This window comes from Pseudomonas oryzagri (genome assembly GCF_020831405.1).
In the GTDB taxonomy this organism is placed as follows: domain Bacteria; phylum Pseudomonadota; class Gammaproteobacteria; order Pseudomonadales; family Pseudomonadaceae; genus Geopseudomonas; species Geopseudomonas oryzagri.
Genome location: NZ_JAJHPU010000015.1, coordinates 108,102 through 126,058 on the forward strand (window position 1 = coordinate 108,102; position 17,957 = coordinate 126,058).

At 69.1% G+C, this 17,957-nt stretch carries 12 protein-coding genes; 7 read left to right on the forward strand and 5 right to left on the reverse strand.

What is annotated here, in order from left to right; genetic code table 11:
* Nucleotides 1-275: 275 nt before the first annotated feature.
* The 6 genes from LMJ29_RS03840 (at nt 276) to LMJ29_RS03865 (ending at nt 10,451) form a co-directional block, all read left to right on the forward strand.
* Entirely contained in the window at nt 276-4,259 is a 3,984-nt protein-coding gene (locus LMJ29_RS03840) for a non-ribosomal peptide synthetase (RefSeq protein WP_264758754.1), read from the forward strand.
* A 69-nt stretch (nt 4,260-4,328) separates the two neighbouring features.
* Nucleotides 4,329-5,570, forward strand: a complete 1,242-nt coding sequence (locus LMJ29_RS03845) for an FAD-dependent oxidoreductase (protein ID WP_229604188.1) — start codon at nt 4,329-4,331, stop codon at nt 5,568-5,570.
* Entirely contained in the window at nt 5,567-6,655 is a 1,089-nt protein-coding gene (locus LMJ29_RS03850; protein WP_229604189.1) for an HlyD family secretion protein, read from the forward strand. The genes LMJ29_RS03845 and LMJ29_RS03850 overlap by 4 nt, the downstream gene beginning before the upstream one ends.
* Complete coding sequence (locus LMJ29_RS03855) at nt 6,652-8,223, forward strand: DHA2 family efflux MFS transporter permease subunit (RefSeq protein ID WP_229604190.1); 1,572 nt, start codon at nt 6,652-6,654, stop codon at nt 8,221-8,223. The genes LMJ29_RS03850 and LMJ29_RS03855 overlap by 4 nt, the downstream gene beginning before the upstream one ends.
* Nucleotides 8,224-8,234: 11 nt before the next feature.
* A complete protein-coding gene (locus tag LMJ29_RS03860) occupies nt 8,235-9,674 on the forward strand; it encodes an efflux transporter outer membrane subunit (protein ID WP_229604191.1) in 1,440 nt (479 codons plus the stop codon).
* A 78-nt stretch (nt 9,675-9,752) separates the two neighbouring features.
* Complete coding sequence (locus tag LMJ29_RS03865; protein WP_229604192.1) at nt 9,753-10,451, forward strand: 4'-phosphopantetheinyl transferase family protein; 699 nt, start codon at nt 9,753-9,755, stop codon at nt 10,449-10,451.
* Nucleotides 10,452-10,535: 84 nt separating this feature from the next.
* Here the strand turns inward: LMJ29_RS03865 and ettA are convergent, their stop codons facing one another.
* The gene (gene ettA, locus LMJ29_RS03870) at nt 10,536-12,200 is read right to left on the reverse strand and encodes an energy-dependent translational throttle protein EttA (protein WP_229604193.1); all 1,665 of its coding nucleotides are present in this window, start codon (nt 12,198-12,200) and stop codon (nt 10,536-10,538) included.
* A 258-nt stretch (nt 12,201-12,458) separates the two neighbouring features.
* Between ettA and glyA the strand changes: the two genes are divergently transcribed.
* A complete protein-coding gene (glyA, locus tag LMJ29_RS03875; RefSeq protein ID WP_229604194.1) occupies nt 12,459-13,715 on the forward strand; it encodes a serine hydroxymethyltransferase in 1,257 nt (418 codons plus the stop codon).
* A 159-nt stretch (nt 13,716-13,874) separates the two neighbouring features.
* Here glyA and LMJ29_RS03880 read toward each other — a convergent pair whose 3' ends face one another.
* The 4 genes from LMJ29_RS03880 to LMJ29_RS03895 form a co-directional block, all read right to left on the reverse strand.
* Nucleotides 13,875-14,240, reverse strand: coding sequence for a 3'-5' exonuclease family protein (locus LMJ29_RS03880; protein WP_229604195.1), 366 nt, complete (start codon nt 14,238-14,240; stop codon nt 13,875-13,877).
* Nucleotides 14,241-14,408: 168 nt separating this feature from the next.
* On the reverse strand, nt 14,409-15,380 hold the full coding sequence (yjiA, locus tag LMJ29_RS03885; RefSeq protein WP_229604196.1) for a GTPase: 972 nt from the start codon (nt 15,378-15,380) through the stop codon (nt 14,409-14,411).
* 207 nt (nt 15,381-15,587) lie between these two features.
* The gene (locus LMJ29_RS03890; protein ID WP_229604197.1) at nt 15,588-15,791 is read right to left on the reverse strand and encodes a YbdD/YjiX family protein; all 204 of its coding nucleotides are present in this window, start codon (nt 15,789-15,791) and stop codon (nt 15,588-15,590) included.
* Between the two features lie 57 nt (nt 15,792-15,848).
* On the reverse strand, nt 15,849-17,906 hold the full coding sequence (locus LMJ29_RS03895) for a carbon starvation CstA family protein (protein ID WP_229604198.1): 2,058 nt from the start codon (nt 17,904-17,906) through the stop codon (nt 15,849-15,851).
* Between the last annotated feature and the right edge of the window lie 51 nt (nt 17,907-17,957).

Sequence of the window (17,957 nt, forward strand, 5' to 3'; positions counted from 1 at the left end):
AGAGACGGCAAGTAGTTTTTCAGATATTCCCCAACTGCCACTAGCCATTGAGTAAAAAAGGAATTAACCGGCAGATGCACGGCAGATAACGCGCTCCCCCAAACAGCCAATCGACTCGGATGGGCTACCAGCCAGGCAGGCTCGGTACGCCCAGGCACTCTATTGTCGAAATGCTGACAATTCTTTGCATATTAATTAATGGTCACAGGCCAGGGTCGCGCACGTCCTTTTTTTCTCAGTCCCTTTAATAACTTGTTTATTTAATAAAACATATAATGTTCGACACACAAAAAGAGTTGGCGCCAGTTCCCCAGCATGACGCCGAAGCATACCCCCTCACCGGATTGCAGCACGCCTATTGGGTGGGCGAACAGCAGGTCTACAAGTTCCATACCGTGCCGTTCCTTTATTTCTGTTACTTCGCGGAGACGCTCGATGTAGCGCGTCTCGAAGGGGCGCTCGAGGTCGTGCTGGAAGCCTATCCCGAGCTGTCCATGGACTACCTCGCGGACGGCCGGCAACGCCCGGCGCGCACGCCGCTCGGCAAGGTCACCCTCGAGACCACCGACTGGCGCGGCCAGCCGCCGCTGACCGCGAGCGCGCTGCAGGAACTGCGCAAGCAGGGCATGGAAGACAAGCTGGCCCTGCTCGGCGAGCGGGTGCAGCTGTCGCTGTTCCTCGATCGCGTGCAGGAAGGCTTCTACATCAACATCGCCTTCCGCCTGATCTCCTTCGACGCCTTCTCGGTGCGCCTGTTCTACGACACCCTGGTGCGGGTCTACTCCGGCCAGGGCCTGCCGGCGCAGGAACGGGCCCTGTTCCCCGAATTCATCGCCAGGCGCCAGGCCCTCAAGCGCACCGCGCCCTACCAGCGCTCGCTGGAATACTGGCAGGAGCGCCTGGACAGCCTGCGCAACGCCCCGGAACTGCCGGTGGTCGACCACGAGCGGATGCCGGAGGCCTCGCGCTTCCAGCGCAAGCGCCTGGTCTTCGGCCCGGACAAGGCCGCCCGCCTCAACGCGCAGGCCCGCCGGCTGGGGATCAGCGTCAGCATGCTGTTCTGCACCGCCTATACCGACGTGCTGCGCCTGTGGTCGCGCAATCCGTCGTTCACCATCAACATGCTGATGAGCCACCGCCCCTCGGGCGATCCGCGCTTCCAGCGCGCCTTCGGCAACTTCGGCAGCACCCTGCTGCTGGAGTCGGTGGACGCGCCGGGCAGCTTCGCCGAGCGGGCCAGGGTGCTGCAGCGCCAGCTGGCCCGCGACATCCGCCACTCGCGGATCGAGGGCGTCGAGGTGATCCGCGCCATGGGCGCCACCGGCAGCGGCCTGCCGGTGATGCCGGTGGTGTTCGCCAGTTCCTTGGGCCTCGACCTGCCGGACGACCTGCTGCTGCCCAACGCGCTCGGCTGGCGGAACCTGGGCGGCGGCCTGCACACTCCGCAGGTGTGGCTGGACTGCCAGGCCTACATGTACCTCGATGAGCTGGTGCTCAATTGGGACTTCGTCGAGGGCCTGTTCCTGCCCGGCGTGATCGACGGCATGTTCGCCGCCCTCGAACAGCAGATCGAGGCGATCCTCGAACACCCGGCACCGGAAGACGCCGTGCTGCTGCCGCAGGTGCCGGAGGCCGCCCTGCAGGCCCGCCAGGGGGCCAACCGGACCGCCCGCGAACTGCCCAGCGGCCGTCTGGAAAGCTTCGTCGCCCGCGCCTGTGACGAATACGCCGAGCGTCCGGCGATCATCGATCCGACCCGCACGGTCGACTACCGCAGCCTATGGCGCTGGAGCAGCAGCCTCGCCGCGCGCCTGCGTGAGGCCGGGGTCGGCGCCGACGACCTGGTCGCCGTGGTGGCCAAGCGCGGCTGGCGCCAGGTGACCGCCCTGCTCGGCGTGGTGCAGTCCGGCGGCGCCTACCTGCCGATCACCGCCGACCAGCCGCAGGCCCGCAAGGAGTGGCTGATCGCCCGCCCACGGGTCAAGGTGCTGCTGGTCGAGCGCGAGCTGGCCGCCGATCTGCGCGTCCCCGAGGGCGTCGCGGTGCTGCTGCTCGAGGAGGTCCTGCCCGACGCCGTACCGGCGGCGGTCGACCTGCCGCCCGCCGAAGGCGACCGCCAGCTGGCCTACGTGATCTTCACCTCCGGCTCCACCGGCCAGCCCAAGGGTGTCGCCATCGACCATCGCGGCGCGGTGAACACCATCCAGGACGTGATCGCCCGCTTCGGCCTGACCAGCGCCGACCGCATGATCGGCCTGTCCAGCTTCAATTTCGACCTGTCGGTGCACGACATCTTCGGCGGCCTGGCCACCGGCGCCGCCCTGGTGCTGCCGCCGCACAGCGAAACTCCGCGCCCCGACGAATGGGCGGCCTGCGTGCAGCAACATGGCGTCACCGTGTGGAACACCGTGCCGGCCTCGCTGGAGATGCTCGTCGAGTTCCTCGGCCCGCAGGCACCGACCTGCCTGCACAGCCTGCGCCTGGTGATGCTCAGCGGCGACTGGATCCCGATCACCCTGCCCGAGCGCCTCAAGGCGGTGGTTCCCGGGGTCACCCTGATCAGCCTCGGCGGCGCCACCGAGGCGTCGATCTGGTCCAACTACTTCCCGGTCGAGGAGATCGCCAGCCACTGGAAGAGCATCCCCTACGGCTGGCCGCTGGCCAACCAGAGCTTCCACGTGCTGACCCGCGAACTGCAGCCCTCGCCCGACTGGGTGCCGGGCGACCTGTACATCGGCGGCATTGGCCTGGCCCGCGAGTACTACGACGATCCGCAGCGCACGGCCGAGAGCTTCATCCATCATCCCGACAGCGGCGAGCGCCTGTACCGCACCGGCGACGTAGGACGCTACTTCCCCGACGGCTGCCTGGAGTTCCTCGGCCGTCTCGATGGCCAGGTGAAGATTCGCGGCTTCCGCATCGAGCTGGAGGAGATCGACGCCCACCTCGCCCGCTGCCCCGGCATCCGCGCCGCCAACACCGTGGTGGTGCGCAACGGCAGCGACAGCCGCCTGGTGGCCATCTACCAGCCGGGCAGCGCGGCACCGGATCAGGAGGCGATCCGCAGCCACCTGGCCGCCAGCCTGCCGGCCTACATGATTCCGGCGCAGTTCCATGCCGTGGACAGCCTGCCGGTCACCGCCAACGGCAAGGTCGACCGCAAGGCGCTGACCGCGCTGGCCAGCGGCCTGGCCCCGGACGAGCGGCCGCGCCGCCAGCCTTCGACCGCCACCGAGACGCGCCTGGCCGCCCTGTGGGGCCAATTGCTCGGCATCGAGGCGCCGGGCGTGGACGACGAGTTCTTCGAGCTCGGCGGCACCTCGCTGCTCGCCGTGCGGCTGATCAACGCGATCGACGCCGCGTTCGGCCAGAACCTGCCGCTGGTCTCGCTGCTGCGCCACGGCACCATCGCCGCCCAGGCGGCGATGCTCGACCGCGCCGAGCACGCCGGCCGGCAACGCTCGCCACTGGCGGTGATGCGCGAGGTCGAGCCGGTCACCCTGGCGGTGATCCACCCGGTGGGCGGCAACATCCTCTGCTACCGCGAGCTGATCGAGCTGCTGCCGCCGGGCGTGCGCGTGCTCGGCCTGCAGTCGCCGGGCGACGGCAGCCCGCGCCGCCTCGAGGCGCTGGCGGCCAGCTACGTGGACGCCCTGTGCAACCAGGCCGACGGCCCCGGCCGGGTGCACCTGCTGGGCTGGTCGATGGGCGGGGTGATCGCCCAGGAAATGGCCCGGCAGATGGAGGCCCGCGGCATGGCCCCGGCCAACGTGACCATGATCGACAGCTGGATGGCCGCCAGTCCCGGCGGCAGCGGTCCGCGCCTGGAGGGCGAGGCCCTGCTGCGCAACTTCCTGCGCGACCTGCTCTCCGGCCAGCCGCTGCCGGACGACCTCGCCAGCCTCGCCCGCCTCGACGAGCAGCAGCGGCCGGCCGCCATCGTCGAGGCCTTGCGCCAGAGCGGAATCGGCAGCAGCATCGCCGCGCTGTCGGCGGGCGAGCTGAAGTCGCTGCTCGACGAGTACCGGGCCAACTACGACGCGCTGGTCGACCACGCGCCGCAGGCGACCGCCACGCCGACCCGCCTGTTCCGCGCCAGCCGCACGCTGGACTTCCCGCTGCTGGTGCCGTTCGGCGTGCCCGGCGCCGGCAGCCTGGAGGTCATCGACTGGGAAGGCGACCACTTCAGCGTGGTCAGCCGCGACTCCCTGCGCGGCATCCTCGGCCACCTCACCTGCGCGCGCGGCGGCCTGCGCTGAGCCCCTGCCGCCCCGCAGCCCCAGGGCTGCGGGGCCACGCCTTTTTTCGCTTACAAGGATGCACCTGCAATGAGCCAACATTTCGATACGCTGATCGTCGGCGGCGGCCAGGCCGGCCTGTCGACCAGCTACCACCTCGCCCGCCAGGGGCGCTCCCATCTGGTGCTGGAGCGCGGCGACATCCCCGCGCCGGTGTGGCGCGACGACCGCTGGGACTCCTTCACCCTGGTCACCCCCAACTGGGACTTCCGCCTGCCCGGTCTCGACCAGGTCGGCGCCGAGCCGGGCGGCTTCCTGCCGCGCGGCGAAATCGTGCGCACCTTCGCCGACTATGCGCAGCGCCATGCCCTGCCGCTGCAGCTAGGCACCCAGGTCAGCGCCGTCGAGGCCGATTCGGCCGGCTTTCGGGTTCGCACCAACCGCGGCGACTACACCGCCCGCAATGTGGTGATGGCCACCGGTCTGTTCCAGTTCCCGCGCCCGCATGCGATGGCCGCCCGGCTGGCGCCGTCGATCGAGCAGATCCATTCCGGCGCCTACCGCAACCCGGCAACGCTTGCCCCCGGCGCCGTGCTGGTGGTCGGCAGCTCGCAGTCCGGCTGCCAGATCGCCGACGAGCTGAATCGCGCCGGGCGCACCGTGTACCTGTGCGTCGGCCCGCACGACCGTGCCCCGCGCAGCTACCGCGGCAAGGACATCTTCGAGTGGATGCGCCTGTCGGGCCTGGCCGAGCAGACCGTCGCCAGCCTGGCCGACCCGAAGCTCAAGTTCGCCGCCAACCCGATCATGGCCGGTCGCCAGGACGGCAGCCTCAACGTCCACCAGTTCGCCCGCAACGGCGTGCAGTTGCTCGGCTCGCTGCGCGACATCGACGGCACCACCCTGCAGCTCGCCGCCGACCTGCACGACAACCTGGCCGGCACCGACCAGCGCGAAGCGGCCCTGCTCGGCAGGCTCGACCTGCTGATCGACAAGCTCGGTCTCGACCTGCCCGCGGAAAGCCTGCCGCGCCTCGAGGACGGCTATGCCGCCCCGCTGCGCGAACGCCTCGATCTGGCCGAGGCCGGCGTGACCACGCTGATCTGGGCCACCGGCTACGGCTTCAGCTTCGATCTGGTCAAGTTCCCGGTCTTCGACGCCGACGGCTACCCGCTCCAGCAGCGCGGCGCCACCGCCCAGCCGGGCCTGTACTTCGTCGGCCTGCCGTGGCTGCACAACAAGCGCTCCGGCCTGCTCAGCGGCGTCGGCGACGACGCCGGTCACATCGCCGAGCTGATCCAGGCACGCGACCACGGGGAGAACCAGCGGTGAGCGACACTCCCCAGGCCGCCCAGGCGCCGGCAGGCGCGCGCAAGGCAAAACTGATCCTCGCCCTGATCGTCATCGCCGGTCTGGTCGTGGTGGGACGCATGTGGTGGCGCGGGGCCTTCTTCGAGGAAACCGACAACGCCTACGTCGACGGCTACATCAGCGCCATCGCCCCGCGGGTCGACGGCGTGGTCACCCGCGTGCTGTTCCAGGACAACCAGATCGTCCGTGCCGGCGACGTGCTGGTCGAGCTCGATCCGGCCGACAACGCCGTGCGGGTCGAGGAGATCAAGGCCCAGCTGCTCGAAGTCGATGCCCAGCTGCAGCGCCTGGCCGCCGGCATCGCGCGGGACGAGGCCAGCGTGCGCGCCCTGCGCGCCGAGGCGGACCGCCACCAGGCCAGGCTCAAGCGCTATCGCCTGGACGCCGAGCGCCAGCTGGCCCTGCGCAATCAGGAGATCAAGGCGGTCACCGCCACCGAGCTGGACGCCGCGATCGCCGCCCGCGACGCCGCCGCGGCCGACTACCAGGCCCAGCAGGAGAAGATCGGCGCCGCCCGCGCCAGCGTCGAGCAGACCCGCGCGGCGCGCACCGTCCAGCAGGCGCGCCAGAAGGTGCTCGCCGCCCGCCTGCACGACGCCGAGCTGCAGCTCGCCTACACCACCATCAAGGCGCCGGTCGACGGCCGGGTCGGCAACCGCTCGGTCGAGGTCGGCGACCATGTGCAGAAGGGCCAGCGGCTGCTGGCGATCATCCAGGATGGCGTGTGGGTGACGGCCAACTTCAAGGAGACCCAGCTGCGCGAGCTGGTGCCCGGCCAGCAGGTCAGCATCCGTCTCGACACCTTCCCCGGCGAGCGCCTCGCCGGCCGGGTGGACAGCCTCGCCCCGGCCTCCGGCGCCAAGTTCGCCCTGCTGCCGCCGGAGAACGCCACCGGCAACTTCACCAAGATCGTCCAGCGCGTGCCGGTGAAGATCACCTTCGCCGCGGATACCCCCGCGGCGCTGCTGGCGCGGGTTGTGCCGGGCATGTCGGCGCTGGTCGAGATCGACCTGCGCCAGGAGTCGCCGGAGACCGCGGCGCGATGAGCAGCCAGCCCGTCACCCCCGCCGACCAGGTTTCCGGGCGGACCTGGCTGGCCATCGGCGCGGCGATCCTCGGCGTGTTCATGGCGGTGCTCGACACCCAGATCACCAACGCCTCGCTGCCGGAGATCCTCGGCTCGCTGTCCGCCTCGCTGGAGGAAGGTTCGTGGATGAGCACCACCTACCTCGCCGCCGAGGTGGTGGCCATTCCGCTGACCGGGGTGTTCCTGCGGGTGTTCGGCGCGCGCGCGTTCATCCTGATCAACACCGTGCTGTTCCTGGTGCTGTCGACGCTGTGCGGGATGGCCTGGAACCTGGAGTCGATGATCGTGTTCCGCGCCCTGCAGGGCTTCTTCGGCGGCGCGCTGATCCCCACCGCGATGACCCTGATTATCGTCACCCTGCCGCCGGCGCGCCGGCCGATGGCGCTGGCCTGGCTGATGCTGGCCAGTACCCTGGCGCCGACGCTGGGACCGACGGTCGGCGGCATCCTCACCGAAAGCTACGGCTGGCCGTCGATCTTCTACATCAACTGGCTGCCCGGCGTGCTGATGCTGGCCGGCATCGCCATCGGCCTGGACGCACAGGCCAAGAACTTCGCGCTGCTGGAGAAGCTGGACTGGCTGGGCGTCGCCGGGATGATCGTCGGCCTCGGCGCGCTGATCGTGTTTCTCGAGGAAGGCAACCGCAAGGACTGGTTCGACTCGGACTTCATCCGCACCAGCGCGCTGATCGCCTTCGTCGGCATCCTCCTCTGGCTCGGCAGCCAGCTGCTGCGCGCCGCACCCTTCGTCAACGTCTGGCTGTTCGGGCGGCGCAACTTCTGGGTGGCGTCCAGCGTCGGCGCGGTGACCGGCATGGGGCTGTACGGCTCCACCTTCGTCCTGCCGCTGTTCCTCGCCCACATCGCCGACTACAACTCGCGGCAGATCGGCGAGGTGATCATGTGGATGGGCCTGCCGCAGATCATCATGACCCCGCTGGCGGCGGTGCTGGCGAAGAAGATCGACAACCGGCTGATCTGCTCGACCGGCCTGCTGCTGTTCGCCACCTCGTGCTTCATGAACGCGTTCATGACCGCCGAGACCGGCTACGACCAGTTGATCGCCGCGCAGGTGTTCCGCGCCCTCGGCCAGCCGCTGATCATCATCACCCTGTCGAACATGGCCATCCATCGCATCGAGCCGGCCAACCTGTACTCGGCCTCCAGCCTGTACAACATGACCCGGGTGCTGGGCGGCGCGATCGGCACCGCCATCCTCTCCACCGCCATCACCCTGCGCGAGCACCTGCACTTCGAGCGGGTCGGCGAGGCGGTCAGCCTGTACGCCGCCGTCACCCGCGAGCGGATCGCCGAGGTGACCGCCGTGCAGCTGCAACACGGCGGCGACCCGGCGCTCGCCAGCCAGCAGGCCTTCGCGGCGCTGCAGGGCGTGGTGCGCCGCGAGGCCTACGTGCTGGCCTACAGCGACAGCTTCTTCATCCTCGGCAGCGTGCTGCTGGCATCGATCGGCCTGGTCTGGCTGGCCGATCACATCGTGGCCCCCACCGACAAGGGCAAGGGCCGCTAATGGGCAAGACAATGATCGACAAACTCCCCGTTCTGATCGGCCTGGCCGCCCTGCTGGGCGGCTGTGCCTTCGCTCCCTTCGAACCGGCGCCCGCCCCGGAGGCGCCGCCGAGCTACCGCAACGCCGCCGCCGACGTGCCCGGCAATCTCGACCGCCAGTGGTGGCGGATCTACCGCGACCCGGTGCTCGACCACCTGGTGGAAACCGTCCTGGTCCGCAACCCCTATACCGAATTCGGCGAACTGCACGTGGCCGAGGCGCGCGCCGGGGTCGCCGCCGCCGCCGCCGACCAGTTGCCCAACCTCGGCTTCGGCGCCTCGGTCGACGAGAGCCACACCTCGGTCAACACCCCGCTGGGCCAGTTGCTCGGCAACCGCACCATCGCCGGCAAGACCTACCAGGGCGGGCTGAGCGCCAGCTGGCAGATCGACCTGTGGGGGCGCATCGCCCAGGCGGTCGAGGTGGCCAAGGCGCAGCAGGGCGCCGCCGAGGCCACCCGGCGCAGCGTCGAGCTGATCCTCGCCAGCGAGGTGGCGGTCACCTACTGGCAGTTCCGCGCCGCCGAAGCCGACCAGCGCCTGCTCGAACAACTGCGCGTGCAGCGCGCCGAGGCCCTGCGCCTGATCGGCCTGCGCCTGGAGGCCGGCCTCGCCACCGAACACGAGCAGATCAAGGCGCGGGTCAAGCTGGCCGAGGTGGAAACGGAAATTCAGGCGGCGCAGGCCAAGCGCCTGATGGCCGAGCAGGAGCTGGCCACCCTGATGGTCGAACCGGTGAAGGATTTCCGCGTCGCCTCGTCGCCCGACTATGCGCTGCCGGCCATCCCGCAGATCGCCCCGGGTCTGCCGGCCGCTCTGCTGGCGCGCCGTCCGGACCTGATGAGCTCCACCCAGGGCCTGCGCGCGCTGCTGGCCCAGGAGAAGATCGCCGAGACGGCGTTCTACCCGAGCATCAGCCTGACCAGCGCCTACGGCTTCGCCTCCGAGGAGCTCGACGGCCTGACCGAGCACGGCTCGCGGCAGTTCTCCATCGGCCCGCTGGCGCTGTACCTGCCGATCTTCGACGCCGGCCGCAACCGGGCCAACCTCGCGGCGGCACGCGCCCGCTACCGCCAGGCGGTCAACGTGCACAAGGTCACCCTGCTGATCGCCCTGCGCGAGGTGGACGACGCGCTGGTGCAGATCCAGGCGGCCCGCACGCAGACGGCCGAACTCGACGCGGCCCGGCAGGCCACTCGCCGCGGCGCCCAGGTGGCCGAGGCCCGCTATGCACAGGGGCAGAACAACTACCTGAGGGTGACCCGCGCCCAGGTCGACGACCTCAAGGTCCACCGCCAGCTGCTGCAGCGCCAGAGCGAAGGCCTGCTGGCCACCGTGCGCCTGGTGGAGGCGCTGGGCGGCGGCTGGGACGAACCCACCGCGCCGGCGGCCCCGCTCGCCAGCAACCCATAGCCCTTGTGCCCGGCTGCGGACGGAACCTCCTGCCGCAGCCCGGCCGCGTCGTTCATTGCCGCGGAGGCCCACAGCGCCATGCAAGACACCACGCGTCTGGAAGCCAGCGGGCGCTGGCCGGCGGACATCGCTATCTGGCAGGTACGCCTGCCGGCGCAGGCCGACGCGCGCGACTGGCCCGGGCTGACCGCCGACGAATGCGAGCGCGCGGCGCGCTTTCGCCTGCCGGCCGAGCGCATCCGCTTCGCGGTGACGCGCAGCCGGTTGCGCCAGTTGCTCGGCGATTACCGCAACACCCCGCCGGCGGCGCTGCGCTTCACCCACAACGCCTGGGGCCGCCCGGAGCTGGTCGACGGCGCCGGCCTGTCCTTCAACGTGTCCCATAGCGCGGGGCAGGCGCTGATCGCCGTTTCGGCGACTCGCCGGGTCGGCGTGGATGTCGAATGGATCGATCCGGCCCTCGACTGGCGGGGCCTGACCGGCCTGCTGTGCACCCCGGACGAGCGGCAGGCCATCGAAGGCGCGCCGCCGGGCGCGCGGCGGCGGGCGTTCTTTCGCTGCTGGACGGCCAAGGAGGCGCTGCTCAAAGCCCAGGGCCAGGGCCTCGCCGCCGGCCTGCGCTCGCTGAACCTCGCCCCTGCCGGCCTGCAGGCGCAGGACGAGGCCGGCAGCTGCACGCTGGAGGGCGGCGGCCGCCTGCACTACCGCTGGCTGGAGGATCTGGCCGGCTACGGCGCCTGCCTCGCCTATGGCGAAGCGGGCTCGGCCGGGGCCTGACCTGCTGGCAGCAACGAAAAAGCCCCGGCCGGACGGCACGGGGCTTTCGTTTACTGGGCGGGCGGCCGCGAGGCCGCCGCCCGGTCAGGCCAGCTTCTTGTAGCGCACGCGGTGCGGCTGGGCGGCCGCGTCGCCGAGGCGCTTCTTGCGGTCGGCCTCGAACTCGGTGTAGTTGCCTTCGAAGAAGTACACCTTGGCATCGTCCTCGTAGGAGAGGATGTGGGTGGCGATACGGTCGAGGAACCAGCGATCGTGGGAGATCACGATGGCGGCGCCGGGGAAGTCGAGCAGCGCCTCTTCCAGGGCGCGCAGGGTTTCCACGTCGAGGTCGTTGGACGGTTCGTCGAGCAGCAGCACGTTGCCGCCCTGCTTGAGGGTCAGCGCCAGGTGCAGACGACCGCGCTCACCCCCGGAGAGGTCCTTGACGAACTTCTGCTGGTCGCCACCCTTGAAGTTGAAGCGACCGACGTAGCCGCGCGAGGGCACCTCGTAGTTGCCCACCTTGATCATGTCGAAGCCGTCGGAAACCTGCTCCCACACGGTCTTGCTGCCGTCGAGATGCTCGCGGCTCTGGTCGACGCTGGCGATCTGCACGGTTTCGCCGATGTCGATGCTGCCGGCGTCCGGCTGCTCCTTGCCGAGGATCATGCGGAACAGGGTCGACTTGCCCGCGCCGTTGCCGCCGATCACGCCGACGATGGCGCCCTTGGGCACGCTGAAGCTCAGGCCGTCGATCAGCTGGCGGTCGCCGTAGCCCTTGCACACGCCGTTGAACTCGATGACCTTGTCGCCCAGACGCGGACCTGCCGGGATGTAGATCTCGTTGGTCTCGCTGCGCTTCTGGAATTCCTGCGACTGCATTTCCTCGAAGCGCTGCAGGCGGGCCTTGGACTTGGCCTGGCGGGCCTTGGCGCCCTGGCGCACCCACTCCAGCTCGGCCTTCATGGCCTTGGCGTGGGCGGCTTCCTGCTTGGCTTCCTGGGCCAGACGGGCGGCCTTGGACTCCAGCCACTGCGAGTAGTTGCCCTCGAAGGGAATGCCCTCGCCGCGGTCCAGCTCGAGGATCCAGCCGGCGACGTTGTCGAGGAAGTAGCGGTCGTGGGTGATCGCCACCACGGTGCCGGGGAAGTCGTGCAGGAAGCGCTCCAGCCAGGCCACCGAGTCGGCGTCCAGGTGGTTGGTCGGCTCGTCGAGCAGCAGCATGTCGGGGGCCGACAGCAGCAGGCGGCACAGTGCCACTCGGCGCTTCTCGCCACCGGACAGGTGCTCGATTTTGGCGTCCCACGCCGGCAGACGCAGGGCGTCGGCGGCGACTTCCAGCTGGCGCTCGAGGTTGTGGCCGTCGGCGGCCTGCAGGATCGCCTCCAGCTTGGCCTGCTCGGCGGCCAGCGCGTCGAAGTCGGCGTCCGGCTCGGCGTAGGCGGCGTACACCTCGTCGAGGCGCGCCTGGGCCTGCTTGACCTCGCCCACTGCCTCCTCGACGATCTCGCGCACGCTCTTCTCCGGATCGAGCTGCGGCTCCTGCGGCAGGTAGCCGATCTTGATCCCCGGCATCGGCCGCGCCTCGCCCTCGAACTCGGTGTCGACGCCGGCCATGATGCGCAGCAGGGTGGACTTGCCCGCGCCGTTCAGGCCGAGCACGCCGATCTTGGCGCCGGGGAAGAACGACAGGGAGATGTCCTTGAGGATCTGGCGCTTCGGCGGCACGATCTTGCCGAGCCGATGCATGGTGAAAACGTATTGAGCCATGACGGACCTGAATGGTTGACGACGGTGATGGCAAGGCCGCTGGCGAACTCCGCGCCGGGGCCTCGCGCGCGTGGCGAAAGGCTACCCGAATGCGCCGGACAGGACAAACCGCCGGGACTGGCGGAGCCGGCGGCGCGGGCCGGCGCGAATGAGCGCCACTTGTCCGCGGCCTGACCGCCATTCATGTGCCAGGGTCGGCGCATTCGGGTAGAATGTCGCACTTATTCCCCTATTCGCCCCGATCCCCAGAGGACCGCCATGTTCAGCCGTGATTTGACCCTCGCCCGCTATGACGCCGACCTGTTTGCCGCCATGGAGCAAGAAGCCCTGCGCCAGGAAGAGCACATCGAGCTGATCGCTTCCGAGAACTACACCAGCCCGGCGGTGATGGAAGCCCAGGGTAGCGTGCTGACCAACAAGTACGCCGAAGGCTACCCGCACAAGCGCTACTACGGCGGTTGCGAGTACGTCGACATCGTCGAGCAGCTGGCCATCGACCGCGCCAAGGAACTGTTCGGCGCCGACTACGCCAACGTCCAGCCGCACGCCGGCTCCCAGGCCAACGCCGCGGTGTTCCAGGCGCTGGTCAAGCCGGGCGACACCGTGCTGGGCATGAGCCTGGCCCACGGCGGCCACCTGACCCACGGCGCCAGCGTCAACTTCTCCGGCAAGATCTACAACGCCGTGCAGTACGGCCTGAACCCGGAAACCGGCCTGATCGACTACGACGAGGTCGAGCGCCTGGCCGTCGAGCACCAGCCGAAGATGATCATCGCCGGCTTCTCCGCCTACTCGCAGGTGCTGGACTTCCCGCGCTTCCGCGAGATCGCCGACAAGGTGGGCGCCTACCTGTTCGTCGACATGGCCCACGTGGCCGGCCTGGTCGCCGCCGGCGTGTACCCGAACCCGGTACCGTTCGCCGACGTGGTCACCACCACCACCCACAAGACCCTGCGCGGCCCGCGCGGCGGCCTGATCCTGGCCAAGGCCAACGAAGAGATCGAGAAGAAGCTGAACTCCGCCGTGTTCCCGGGCGGCCAGGGCGGCCCGCTGATGCACGTGATCGCCGCCAAGGCGGTGTGCTTCAAGGAAGCGCTGTCCCCCGAGTTCAAGGCCTACCAGCAGCAGGTGGTAAAGAACGCGCAGGCCATGGCCGAAGTGTTCGTCGCGCGCGGCTTCGACGTGGTCTCCGGCGGCACCCAGAACCACCTGTTCCTGCTCAGCCTGATCAAGCAGGACATCACCGGCAAGGACGCGGACGCCGCCCTGGGCCGCGCCTTCATCACCGTGAACAAGAACGCCGTGCCGAACGACCCGCGCTCGCCGTTCGTCACCTCCGGCCTGCGCATCGGCACCCCGGCCGTCACCACCCGTGGTTTCGGCGAAGCCGAGTGCCGCGAGCTGGCCGGCTGGATCTGCGACATCCTGCAGAACATGGGCGACGAGTCGGTGGTCGACGCCGTGCGCGAGAAGGTCAAGGCCATCTGCGCCAAGCTGCCGGTGTACGGCAAGTAAGCGTCGGCGCTAAAGAGCAGCGTCAGCGTTAAAGAGCGGCGTCAGCGCTGCAACGAAAAAGCCCGGCCAAGTGCCGGGCTTTTTCATTCCGCCGAGTCGCCGCCGGCCGGTTTCCACGGAGCCGTGGCGATGCGGCGTCGGGCGCTCGGGCGCGCGGCATCACTCGATGATCATGTTCTTCTTGATCTGGCAGATCGCCACCCGGCCCTCGTCGGACATCGTCAGGGAGATGGCGTACACGCCTTTCTGCATGGCGGACAGATCGCTCTCGAACGAGAAGCCGGACTTCAGCAGGTGGGCCTGCTTGAAGTAGCTGGCCACATCCGGGCGCTCCTGGCGCTCGACGACGTCGAGGACATAGGAATAGCCGCCGGCGTCCTTGAGGAACATTTGCAGTCTGGCCGGAACCGTGTTGGTGGTGTCGTCCAGCGCCCAACCACTGAACTTCACCACCCCTGGCTTGACGTGGACCAGCGGCTCGGTGCTGCCGTCGATCGCGTCCAGCGAACAGGTATGGGACTTCACGTTGACGACCTTGGGCGTCGAAGGCTTCGGATCGCATCCCGCGAGGGTGGCCAAGGCAACGGTCGCCAGCAGCGCGATAGCTGTGTTCCTGTACACGTCGGGCCCCTCCGGATGAAGCAGCGATTCTGCGGCAGCCCCGCAAAACCCGTCAAACCCGCCCCTGTGCGGTCAATCCTGCAACGCGGCGAAGCCGGCGCGGATCTCCTCCTCCGGCAGGTTGTCGCCGATGAACACTAGCACGCTGTCGCGCGCCTCGCCCTCGCCCCACTCACTGTCCCAGTCGAAGCCGTACAGGCGCAGCACGCCCTGGAACACCAGGCGGCGCTCCTCGCCGGCAACGTTGAGCACGCCCTTGTAGCGCAGCAGCGCATTGCCGTGGCGCTCCAGCAGGTCCTCCATGAAGGCGCTGAGGCGGTCCATGTCCAGCGCCCGCTCGGCGTTGAGCACCAGGGTGGCGATGCGATCCTTGCTCGCCGCCGGCGCCAGCGGACGCAGGCTCGGCGCCGGCGCGACGTCGGCGTTGAGGTTGAAACCGCGGATGTCGAGCAGCTCGGCCAGCTCGATGCGGCCGTGCGCGACGGTGCGGATCGGCGCCCGGCGGTTGATGCGCGCCAGGCGCTGGCTCAGCGCCTCGACCGCGGCGGCATCGACCAGGTCGGTCTTGCTCAGCAGGATGCGGTCGGCGAAGCCGACCTGGGCCTGGGCGATGGCTTCCTGCAGGTGGCGCTCGGCGTTGGCGGCGTCGACCAGGGTGAGGATGCCGTCCAGCACGTAGCGGTTGCACAGCTCCTCGTCGGCGAAGAAGGTCTGCGCCACCGGCGCCGGGTCGGCCAGGCCGGTGCACTCGATGACCAGGCGATCGAAGGCCAGCTCGCCGCTGTCCAGCTTGTCGAGCAGCAGGTACAGGGCCTTCTCCAGCTCGACGTGGATCGAGCAGCAGACGCAGCCGTTGGCCAGGGTCAGCAGCTCGACCGGCGCGTCGCCGAGCAACTGGCCGTCGATCGGCGTCGCGCTGTACTCGTTCTCGATCACCGCGAGCCTGAGGCCGTGCTCGGCCTCAAGCATATGGCGCAGCAGGGTGGTCTTGCCGGCGCCGAGAAAGCCGGTCAGCACGGTGACCGGGATGGGGGCTTGCGACATGAAAGCTCCTGGAAACGAAACGCGCCACGACGGGGCGTGGCGCGGGGATTCAGCTATTTACACCACAACCTGCCCTCGATAAGCGTCGCGAGCGCAGGCAGGTTGAGGGCGGCCAGCGCGGAGCACCCGCAATGTACTCAAGTACATGAGGAGGGCGAGCACTGCCCGCACTCAAGATGCCAAGCGCAGCAGCTTAGCGTGGCAGGTTCAGCAGCAGCGCACCGGCCGCCCTTTGCCCCCACCATAACGCGCATCCTGGCGCTCGCGGAAGAACGCCTCGTAGCTCATCGGCGTCTGCTCCGGGTGGTTGCTCTGCATGTGCTCCAGATAGGTGTCGTAGTCGGGCATGCCGACCAGCATGCGGGCGGCCTGACCGAGATACTTGCCCATGCGGCTGAGGTCGTTGAACACGCCTAGGTCCTCCTCAGGGCGCCGGACTCCGCGTCAAGCGGAGCCCGGCGCGGCGGGTCAGGGATGGGGCATCGCCTGGAACGGCATCTCGCGGTCGGAACGCTCGGCGCGCACCCAGGCGGCGCGGCCGACCTTCAGCGAGTAGAGCAGGATGCTGAACACCACCACCAGGAACAGCACGGACAGCCCGGCGTTGGTATAGGCGTTCATGATCACGTTCTGCATCTGGCCGAGATCCTTGGCCGGCGCCAGCACCTGGCCGGCGGCCAGCGCCGCCTCGTACTTGTGCGCCAGGGCGAGGAAGCCGACCGCCGGGTTGGCGTCGAACAGCTTGATCAGGCTGGCGAAGGTGGTGCAGATCAGCAGCCAGGCGGCCGGCAGCAGGGTCACCCAGGCGTACTGCTGGCGCTTCATCTTGATCAGCACCACGGTGCACAGCATCAGCGCGATGCCGGCGAGCATCTGGTTGGAGATGCCGAACAGCGGCCACAGGGTGTTGATGCCGCCCAGCGGGTCGATCACCCCCTGGTACAGCAGGTAGCCCCACAGCGCCACGCAGCCACCGGTGGCCAGCACGTTGGCGAACCACGACTCGGTGCGGCGCAGCGCCGGCACGAAGGTGCCGAGCAGGTCCTGCAGCATGAAGCGCCCGGCGCGGGTCCCGGCATCTACCGCGGTGAGGATGAACAGCGCCTCGAACAGGATCGCGAAGTGGTACCAGAAGGCCATGGTGTTCTCGCCCGGCAGCACCTGGTGGAGGATCTGCGCGATGCCCACGGCGAGCGTCGGCGCACCGCCGGCGCGGGCCAGGATGGTGCTTTCGCCGATGTCGCGGGCGACGCCTTCCAGCGCCTCGGGGGTGATGGCGAAGCCCCAGTTGCTGACCGCGGCGGCCACGCTGGTGACGTCCGCACCGACCACCGCCGGCGGGCTGTTCATGGCGAAGTACACGCCCGGCTCGATCACCGAGGCGGCGACCATGGCCATGATGGCGACCATCGACTCCATCAGCATGCCGCCGTAGCCGATGTAGCGGGCGTGGGTCTCGTTGGCCAGCAGCTTGGGCGTGGTGCCCGAGCTGATCAGCGCATGGAAGCCGGAGACGGCGCCGCAGGCGATGGTGATGAACAGGAACGGGAACAGCGCGCCCTTCCACACCGGGCCGGTGCCGTCGGTGAACTGGGTCAGCGCCGGCATCTTCAACTCGGGGGCGAGGATCAGGATGCCGATGGCCAGCGCGACGATGGTGCCGATCTTCAGGAAGGTCGACAGGTAGTCGCGCGGGGCGAGGATCAGCCACACCGGCAGCACCGCGGCGACGAAGCCGTAGCCGACCAGCATCCAGGTGATCTGCTCGCCGGTGAAGGTGAACACCCCGGCCCAGTAAGGGTCCTGGGAAATCGCCCCGCCCAGCCAGATCGAGCCGAGCAGCAGCAGCACGCCGATCACCGAGATCTCGCCGATGCGCCCCGGGCGCAGGTAGCGCATGTACACGCCCATGAACATGGCGATCGGGATGGTGGCGATCACCGTGAACATGCCCCACGGGCTGTGCGCCAGCGCCTTGACCACGATCAGCGAGAGCACCGCGAGGATGATGATCATGATCAGGAAGCAGCCGAACAGCGCGATGGTGCCAGGGATGCGGCCCATCTCCTCGCGCACCATGTCGCCGAGCGAGCGGGCGTTGCGGCGGGTGGAGATGAACAGGACCATGAAGTCCTGCACCGCGCCGGCCAGCACCACGCCGGCGATCAGCCACAGCGTGCCGGGCAGGTAGCCCATCTGCGCGGCGAGCACCGGGCCGACCAGGGGACCGGCGCCGGCGATGGCGGCGAAGTGGTGGCCGAACAGCACGTGCTTGTTGGTCGGCACGAAGTCCAGGCCGTCATTGTTAAGCACCGCCGGGGTGGCGCGGGTGGGGTCGAGCTGCATCACCCGGGTGGCGATGAACAGGCTGTAGTAGCGGTAGGCGACCAGATAGATCGCCATGGCGGCGACCACGATCCACAAGGCGTTGATGGCCTCGCCGCGGCGCAGGGCGACGACACCGAGGGCGACTGCCCCCAGTACCGCCACCGCGAACCAGGCGAGATGGCTGATCAAACGAGGCATAGGAGTTCTCCTGCCGTCGACCCCGCGCAGGGCCTGCGGCGCCATTGTTAT

Coding starts and splice junctions, on each gene's coding strand:
- glyA (WP_229604194.1), top strand. CDS start 12,459: ATGTTCAGCCGTGATTTGACCCTCGCCCGCTATGACGCCGACCTGTTT.
- LMJ29_RS03860 (WP_229604191.1), top strand. CDS start 8,235: ATGATCGACAAACTCCCCGTTCTGATCGGCCTGGCCGCCCTGCTGGGC.
- LMJ29_RS03895 (WP_229604198.1), bottom strand. CDS start 17,906: ATGCCTCGTTTGATCAGCCATCTCGCCTGGTTCGCGGTGGCGGTACTG.
- LMJ29_RS03865 (WP_229604192.1), top strand. CDS start 9,753: ATGCAAGACACCACGCGTCTGGAAGCCAGCGGGCGCTGGCCGGCGGAC.
- LMJ29_RS03845 (WP_229604188.1), top strand. CDS start 4,329: ATGAGCCAACATTTCGATACGCTGATCGTCGGCGGCGGCCAGGCCGGC.
- yjiA (WP_229604196.1), bottom strand. CDS start 15,380: ATGTCGCAAGCCCCCATCCCGGTCACCGTGCTGACCGGCTTTCTCGGC.
- LMJ29_RS03855 (WP_229604190.1), top strand. CDS start 6,652: ATGAGCAGCCAGCCCGTCACCCCCGCCGACCAGGTTTCCGGGCGGACC.
- ettA (WP_229604193.1), bottom strand. CDS start 12,200: ATGGCTCAATACGTTTTCACCATGCATCGGCTCGGCAAGATCGTGCCG.
- LMJ29_RS03840 (WP_264758754.1), top strand. CDS start 276: ATGTTCGACACACAAAAAGAGTTGGCGCCAGTTCCCCAGCATGACGCC.